The 6,191-nt window shown below is 51.0% G+C and carries 7 protein-coding genes and 1 pseudogene; 1 reads left to right on the top strand and 7 read right to left on the bottom strand.

Annotated elements, in window-relative coordinates:
* The 4 genes and pseudogenes from Q0140_RS06875 to Q0140_RS12645 form a co-directional block, all read right to left on the bottom strand.
* Positions 1–260, bottom strand: a 260-nt coding sequence (locus Q0140_RS06875; protein WP_297963157.1) for an orotidine 5'-phosphate decarboxylase / HUMPS family protein, incomplete at its 3' end; no start/stop codon positions are given.
* Positions 261–904: 644 nt separating this feature from the next.
* Positions 905–1,279: pseudogene (gene nusB, locus Q0140_RS06870) on the bottom strand (transcription antitermination factor NusB); the annotation flags it as partial.
* A 1-nt stretch (position 1,280) separates the two neighbouring features.
* Positions 1,281–1,751 (bottom strand): 6,7-dimethyl-8-ribityllumazine synthase, encoded by a 471-nt coding sequence (gene ribH, locus Q0140_RS06865; RefSeq protein WP_297963154.1) that lies wholly within the window; start codon positions 1,749–1,751, stop codon positions 1,281–1,283.
* 36 nt (positions 1,752–1,787) lie between these two features.
* On the bottom strand, positions 1,788–2,006 hold the full coding sequence (locus Q0140_RS12645; RefSeq protein WP_366112848.1) for an SMR family transporter: 219 nt from the start codon (positions 2,004–2,006) through the stop codon (positions 1,788–1,790).
* A gap of 281 nt (positions 2,007–2,287) precedes the next feature.
* Here Q0140_RS12645 and sodB point away from each other — a divergent pair, with 281 nt between their 5' ends.
* Positions 2,288–2,911 (top strand): superoxide dismutase [Fe], encoded by a 624-nt coding sequence (sodB, locus tag Q0140_RS06860; protein WP_297942027.1) that lies wholly within the window; start codon positions 2,288–2,290, stop codon positions 2,909–2,911.
* 245 nt (positions 2,912–3,156) lie between these two features.
* Here the strand turns inward: sodB and Q0140_RS06855 are convergent, their stop codons facing one another.
* From Q0140_RS06855 to rsfS, 3 genes are all read right to left on the bottom strand, one after another.
* Complete coding sequence (locus Q0140_RS06855) at positions 3,157–3,738, bottom strand: LysE family translocator (protein WP_050715070.1); 582 nt, start codon at positions 3,736–3,738, stop codon at positions 3,157–3,159.
* A 497-nt stretch (positions 3,739–4,235) separates the two neighbouring features.
* Positions 4,236–5,603 (bottom strand): sodium-dependent transporter, encoded by a 1,368-nt coding sequence (locus Q0140_RS06850; RefSeq protein ID WP_297963149.1) that lies wholly within the window; start codon positions 5,601–5,603, stop codon positions 4,236–4,238.
* Between the two features lie 9 nt (positions 5,604–5,612).
* On the bottom strand, positions 5,613–6,191 hold a 579-nt coding region (gene rsfS, locus Q0140_RS06845; RefSeq protein ID WP_297963146.1), incomplete at its 5' end, for a ribosome silencing factor.

Raw genomic sequence — 6,191 nt, 5'->3', positions numbered from 1 at the left:
ACGTTTATCATATCTACGCCAAGCTTTGCGATCTCCTCGGCAGCGTCGGCCATCGTGTTTGGGATATCATAAAGCTTTAGATCGAGAAAAATTTTAAAATTTCCGAGCTTTTTTAGCTCCTCAATAAATCCCGCTCCGTCGCGCAAATAGGCTCGTAGCCCAACTTTGAGCCAAATTTTATCCGAAAAGTCCGCCAGCCGCTCCGCCAGCTGCAAGCACTGCTGCTTCGAGCCCAGATCAAGCGCGACGCAGAGCTTCACTGCTTATCCTTGCCGTGAGCCGCGCCTTTGCTGCCCGCAGGTCTTTTTGAGATGGCGCCTCTGCCGCCAGCAGATTTTTTCGGCGCGGTAGAGATTTTGCGCCCCGCGCTACTTTTCGGCGCAGTATTTTTACCCGCAGCGCTCTTTTTCGGTGCTGTGTTTTTGCCGACTTTGAAATTTCTATCAGCGCCCCCTCTTTTCGGCGCGACGTCTTTGCCTCGTTCGCCTGCCTTAAAATTTTTACTTCGCTCGCCCGTTTTGAAATTTTTGCCCGTTTTCTCAGTCTTAAATTTATCTCCGGCCTTAAAATTTCCCTCCGTTTTAAATTTTTTGCTTGCGGCGGATTTTTTGGCGGACGCGCTGCGAGTTTTTAAATTAGCGGGCTTTTTGGATGGCCTGCTTCTGTTCGCCGTAGAATTTTTCGGCGTGCCGCTCCTCTTTGCCTTAGTAAAATTTTTCGTCTCGCCGTCCGTGTCTGCGGAGATGAAATTTTTCGCCGCAACGTTCGTATCTGAAATAGCGGAATCTTTCGCCGCAGCGGGCTTGAAATTTTCGCTTGTCGCCGTGGATAGCTCGGAATTTACGCTTGCCATCATATTCGGCTTGGAAATTTTATCCGCCGCGATGTTTACGGGGCTATCTTTTAGCGCATCCAGCACGCCGTTTATAAATCTTGGCGAGATGCCAAGCTCCTTGGCGGAGTTGATCGCTTCGTTGATGACGATACCCGCGTCCGTGTCCGTAAAGCGCAGTTCATACGCCCCGAGCCGCAGTATCGCGCGCTCCAGAGCCGAAATTTCGGCGAGCTTGAATTCCTTTAAATTTTCATCTATCAGCGCATCGACCGCGGCGAGATTTTCGCTAGCGCCGCGTAGAAGCGCCAGCGTCCAGTTGCGCTGCTCGTTGCGAATGCGCTTTTCCTCCAGATATTCGTCCGCAAAGTCCTCGCTGCCGCCGTTCATATCTTGGGAGTAAAGCAGCGAGATCGCAGCGAGCCTGGCTTGGTGTCTGGTGGCCATTTTACGCCTTTATGTTGCGAAATAGACTTAGAAGCTCGATCGCGCTGCTCATCGCTTCAAAGCCCTTGTTGCCGGCCTTTGAGCCTGCTCGCTCGATCGCTTGCTCGATATTATCGGTAGTCAGCACGCCGAAAGTCACGGGTGCGCCGTATTTTAGCATAGTGTTTGCGATACCTTTGCTTACTTCGGCGCTTACGTAGTCAAAATGCGGAGTAGAGCCGCGGATCACCGCGCCTAGGCAGACGACGGCGTCGTAGAGCTTGGAGCTTAGCGCCTTTTCAAGCGCGAGCGGGATCTCAAAAGCGCCCGGCACCAGCATCAGGCTTAAATTTTCCTCCTTGCCGCCGTGTCGCAAAAACGCATCGTGCGCCCCCTCGACTAGGCGATCGGTGATGATGTGGTTGAAGCGGGCGTTGATGATTAGGATCTTTTCGCTGCCCTTAAGAGCAAGCGAGCCTTCGATGATTTTCATGGTTTTCCTTTGCGTTAAATTTAGCGCTAAGCTTAGCTAAATTCGCCAAAATTCTAAATTAATTTCAGCATCACGGCGCTTGAAATTATGAGAAATAGTAGGCGCTTTGCGCGCAGAAATTTTCTCGCAGCGGAGGAATACGCCCGGCATCACGGCGCTGATCATACCGATGCCTGTGTATATCGCGTAGGTGAAGCGGCATTGCCGTATCGCAAGGGATAAAAATCCAAGCGAGAGAGCGAAATTTATCGCCAAAAGCGCCGCGAGGACTCATTAGTGCGCGGAATCTGTCGCCTTTTGCAAACAGCCCCACCAGCGAGTTTGAGCTCTACGCTCGGTCGCACACAAAAAGCGCTCTGATGAGGATGAAAGCAAAGCTTTGGCGTTAATAAGCCGCCTAAATTTTAAATTTAAAATGCGATTACGATGGCTTAGATTGAAATTCATCTTAAAATTAATCCTAAATAATAAATTTTATTATTCGTTTAGAAATTTTAGGCTATAATCGCTTTAAAATTCATTTCAAGGAGAGAAAGATGTTTAAACTTAGAGAGTTGCCGTTCGATGCGGCGCACAACGCGGTCGTAAGCAAGCAAACCTGTGATTATCACCACGGCAAGCACCACGCGACCTATGTGGCAAATTTAAATAAACTTACCGAATCGGGCGAGTTCGCGGGCAAGGGGCTTTACGAGATCGTAACGGCCGCTAGCGGCGGGCTTTTCAACAACGCAGCGCAGGTTTACAACCACGATTTTTACTGGGATTGCATCGCAAAGCCTAGCGAGCCGTCTGCGGAGCTAAAATCGGCGCTAGCGGAAAATTTTGCGGATTTTAAAAGCGAGTTTTTGGCTGCGGCTACGGCGCATTTCGGCTCGGGCTGGGTGTGGCTCGCTTACGATCCGAAATCGGGCAAGCTTTGCATCAAAGCGACCCAAAACGCCGCCACGCCGGTGACCGAAGGGCTCGTGCCGCTTCTAGTCGTGGACGTTTGGGAGCACGCGTATTACATCGACGAGCACAACGCACGCCCGAAATATCTGGAGAAATTCTACGCAGGCATCAACTGGGAGTTCGTCTCAAGCGCCTACGAATGGGCTAAAAAAGAGGGTCTCGGCTCGGTGAAATTCTACATCGACGAGCTTCACGGCAGAGATTAAATTTTAAAATTTAAGCGGACGCGGCACGGCGATGCTACACAAAGCCAAAACCGCCTAAACGCGCCGCCGGTTCGCTACGGACGATAATTGCCGCGTCGTTTAGCGTACGCGGTCGATCGCTTAAAATTTTAATTCAAAGCTAGCGGCTAAATTTCGGGATTTTTCTTGGAATTTAGCCGAAGCAATATTTCTTTTCAATTTAATAAAATTCTATCAAAGCTCGGACGCTAAATTTAATCAAAATTTTAGCCCAAAATCATCCACAGCCCGATCGCGCACATCAGCACCGAGCAGAAAATTTCGAGGTATTTCAGGTGGGTTTTCAGCAGATTTTTTAGCACCGCTCCGCCCAGCGCGTAGATGCTAAGGCAGATGCTTTCGCTTACGCACAGCGTAGCGACGAGGGCGAAGGTGCGCGCGCCGAAAAGGTTGTCCGCGTCCAAAAACGGCGGAAAGAGTGCGGTGAAAAATATCCACGCCTTGGGGTTTGAGACTGCGACTACAAAGCCTTGTAGGAAGATATTTTCGCTGCGCTTTTGTTTTTGCAGCTTAAAATTTCCGCGCGCTAAAAAGGTCGCGACGCCCAGATAAAAAATATACGCGCCGCCTAAAATTTTAATCGCGCTAAGCGCCGCAGGGTGCGCAAGCAGAATGCCCGCGACGCCGAATATACACGCAAGCGCCACGAGCGTGACGCCCAGCACCTGCGCGAGTAGCGCGGGCAGCGCCTTAAGATAGCCGCGCGCGATGCCGAGATTTAGCGCGTAGGTCATGTTGATGCCCGGCATCAGCGATATCGGAAAGATCGTAAGAAAAAATAGAAGCATTGCAAACCCCTAAATTGCGGCTAAATTTTAAATTTTATCTCTCGCGATACGGCGCCGCTGCGATAGATTTTAAAATTCTAAAATTTAACGCGCTGCGCTGAGGCGAATAAAATTTTAAAATTCCGCCGCGCCTTTTTGCGATTATAATCACGCTTACACGGCACGTGCAGATAAAATTTTAAAATTCCGACGCCCGCTTCGCTAGACGCGTCCAAGCTTTCTATGGGGCGGGAAGGGGCCCCGGTTGCGAGGTCGCACTTCTCGCAGAGACGGCGCTGCTTCTGCAGCACCGTATCGCTCTGCTCGCCCCAACCTCCGACGACGCCTTACAGGGGATAGGACGCGCTTGCGCTAAATTTATATTATAGCTGCGGCGCAGTGTGCCGCATCGCGTAAAAACTCATGCCGCAGTGTGTGTAACAGAGCGAATGAAATTTTAAAATTCCGCCGCAGCGCCGCGGACAAATTTAAATTTTAAAACTCTCGCGGCTTTAAATTTAGCCGAAAATACCGTACCCGAAGATCACCGCGATGATGAGCGGTAGGATAAATTTGACGTATAAAAACCAAACTCCCGCGAGTCTTGCGCCGAGATCGCCTTCGTTGGTGAGCTCGTAGATCGCGTCCTTTTTCAGCACCCAGCCCACGTAGATGCAGCACAGAAGCGCCGTTAGCACGAAAAATACGTTCGCGCTTACGAAGTCGAAGGCGTCGAAAACTGAGCGCCCCAGAATTTTAACGTCCGCAAGCACGCTGCTTGAGAGTATGCAGGGTAGGTTGCCGAGCACGAAGACGCCGCCGAGCGTTAAATTTACCGCCTTTAGCGTTGAAAAGCCGAAGCGCTCCTCGACGAAATTTATGATGACCTGATAGATCGTGATCGACGTCGTAAGCGCGGCGATGAGCAGGATCGAGAGAAAGACCACCGCGACGGCGTTGCCGAACGGCATGTGCGAAAACGCGATCGGCAAGCTCTTAAAAACCAGCGACGAGCCGCTGCTCGGCTCAAGCCCCGCGCTAAAGAGCGACGGAAAGATCATAAAGCCCGCAAGCACGGCGATGAGGGTGTTTACGACTGCGGTGATGGTGGCTGTTTGCATCAGCTTCTCGTCTTTGTTGAGGAAGCTAGACAGCGTGATCATCACGCCGAATCCGAGCGAGAGCGCGAAAAAGACCTGTCCCAAAACGTCGATCAAAAGCTTGGGCGTGATCTTGGCAAAATCGACGCTGAGATAAAATTTCACGCCTTCCTTTGCGCCCTCAAGCGTTAAATTTGTAAGAATTACGGCGATGAAGCACAAAAATAGCGCGGGCATTAGAAATTTTACGAATTTTTCGATCCCCTCGATGATGCCGTTTTTCAAAATGTACCAGTTGATCGCTATGAAAACGAGCGTGTAAGCTCCGACGCCGAGCGGGCTATTTTCGATGTGATCTGAGTAGAATTTCTGCGTAAATGCGGGGTCGGTGATCCGCGCGGAGAGGTCGAAGTTGCCGCTTACGATGTTTACTATGTAGGTTAGCACCCAGCCGCCAAGGACCATATAGTAGGCCAAAATTCCAAACGCGCCGATTACGCCCATGATGCCTACGATCTTCCATGCGGGCTTTATGCGCGAGCCATCCTTTTTAGGCGCCGTGAAGGCATCGACGCAGTTTCTTAGCGCACGGCGTCCGATGACGTTTTCTACCAAGATCATCGGGATCCCAAGCACGATCATCGCGATGCAAAATATGAGCACATAGGCGCCACCACCATTTTCGCCGACTAAATACGGAAACCTCCACGTGCAGCCAAAGCCGATCGTGGCGCCTGCGACGGTTAAGATATATGTGAGCTTGCTGCTCCAGGTCTGTCTCGGCACGCTCCCTCCTTAAAATTGCTCTTTTTTGAGCTTGTCGAGGAAGTCCTCGATATTGTATTTGGCGCGGTAAGTCTCGCTGATGAGATGGACTATGATGTCGCCGAGATCGACGACACTCCACTCATCGCCGCTTTCGATAGCCAAAAACTCCTCGCCGAGCGGCTTAAGCACGCTTTTTAGCTCCTCGATGAGCGAGGCTGCGTGGCGGGAGGTCAGCATAGTGGCGATAACTACGAATTTCGCGATATATTCGCGCCCCTCCATATCGATGATCTGGACGTCTTCGGCTTTCTTTTCGTTTAAAATTTCGGCGATCCGCTCCGCCCTTTGCTTTGGATCTTGCATATCTTTCCTTTTATAAAATTTTATGACCTCTGCTGCGATCTTGGGCGGGATTTCGCCTTTGAAATCTCGCCTAAAACCGCTTGAGCTCGCATCTACGGCAATCTCGATCCGCTTTAGGCTCGCCCACTGCCGCGGGATCTCGTAGCCGGGTCTCGTAAGCACGACAAACTCCGCTAATTTCCGCAGCTCGCTAAAATCGCGCCATTTATGAAGCTCGGCTAGGTTGTCGGCACCCACGACGAT

It is taken from the genome of uncultured Campylobacter sp., from assembly GCF_938045405.1.
Taxonomy (GTDB): Bacteria; Campylobacterota; Campylobacteria; order Campylobacterales; family Campylobacteraceae; genus Campylobacter_B.
This window is presented reverse-complemented; position numbering and strand designations above follow the sequence as displayed.